Annotated in this window: 2 protein-coding genes; both read left to right on the forward strand. The window is 62.9% G+C overall.

From position 1 onward, the window contains the following. Nucleotides 1-53 precede the first annotated feature (53 nt). Complete coding sequence (locus AC04MD_RS20215) at nucleotides 54-410, forward strand: transposase (RefSeq protein ID WP_213605476.1); 357 nt, start codon at nucleotides 54-56, stop codon at nucleotides 408-410. Further along, the gene (locus tag AC04MD_RS20220; protein WP_475498987.1) at nucleotides 380-1,213 is read left to right on the forward strand and encodes an IS3 family transposase; all 834 of its coding nucleotides are present in this window, start codon (nucleotides 380-382) and stop codon (nucleotides 1,211-1,213) included. Before AC04MD_RS20215 ends, AC04MD_RS20220 begins: the two co-directional genes overlap by 31 nt. The last annotated feature ends 36 nt before the right edge of the window (nucleotides 1,214-1,249 follow it).

Here is a 1,249-nt window from a genome sequence, read left to right on the forward strand (position 1 = left end):
GGTAGTTCCTACGGTTTAGTGGACACCTTGACCTAACCCTCAGGAGTGTCCCAATGCCCAAGCCAGGCCCCAGAACCATCCATCGCTACAGCGATGCCTTCAAAGCCTCTGCCGTGCGTTTGAGCCAGCAGCCCGGCGTACGGGTCGGCGATGTCGCCCAGTCGCTTTACATCCATCCCTTCATGCTGTCTCGTTGGCGAAGACTCGCGCGGGAGGGCGTTATCGTGACCAAGGGTGCACCGGTGGATCCGTCGACGGCAGCCGAGCTGAAGGCGCTGCGCAAGATCAAGCGGCAGTACGAGCAACTCAAGCTCGAGCATGACCTTTTAAAAAAAGCGATCGCGTTCACTTCCGATCGAAAAGCGAAATCTTCGCCTTCATCGAACACCACAAGGAAACCTGTTCGGTGAGGGCGATGTGCCGCCTTTACCGGGTCAGTGCCGCCGGCTACTACGCCTGGGCTCGGCGACCGGTGAGTGATCGCCGGATCCAGGACGCCTCGCTGATAGAGAATATCCGCCAGGTGCATGAGGCCAGCCGACAGACCTATGGCAGTCCCCGTGTGCATGCCGCCCTCCGGCGACAGGGCGAGCCGATCGGACGCCGTCGGGTCGAAAGGCTGATGCGGCAGGAAGGCGTGCGCGCCTGCTCGGTCCGCCTGTACCGCCGTCGCCCCGGCCTGGCGCGGTTTCTGGACAGCGTCCCGAGCCGTGCGCACGAGCAGCCCTGCCAACGACAGGATCAGGTGTGGGTCGGCGATGTCACCTACCTCAAGGTCGCCGGCCAATGGCGGTATCTGGCCACGGTGATGGATCGCTACTCCCGCCGCCTGCTGGGCTGGTCGCTGGGATCCGAACGCACGGCCTCGCTGACCCGTCGCGCCCTGACTGCCGCCCTGCGCACACGCACGCCGGCCTGCGATACGCTGTTCCACAGTGACCGCGGCATCGAGTTCATGGCCAACGACTTCAGGCAGCGACTGAGACGGTCCGGGCTGGTGCAGTCGGTCAACCGGCCGCGCCGCATGAACGACAACGCACACATGGAGTCATGGAACAAGTCGATGAAGTCGGACATGTATCACCGCCACCGCTTCGACAGTGATCGTTCGCTGCGCATGGCCGTCAACGACTACATCCAGTTCTACAACCACCAGCGCCTGCACTCGGCGCTTGGCTATCGATCACCGGTGGAGTTCGAGCAGTGCCGCTAGAGAATTGGTGTCCACTTTTTCGTAGGAACTGCCGCG

It is taken from the genome of Pseudoxanthomonas sp. LjRoot206 (genome assembly GCF_056175725.1).

Bases quoted from the DNA above. Each gene is read 5' to 3' on its own strand.
- AC04MD_RS20215 (WP_213605476.1), top strand. From the start codon at position 54: ATGCCCAAGCCAGGCCCCAGAACCATCCATCGCTACAGCGATGCCTTC.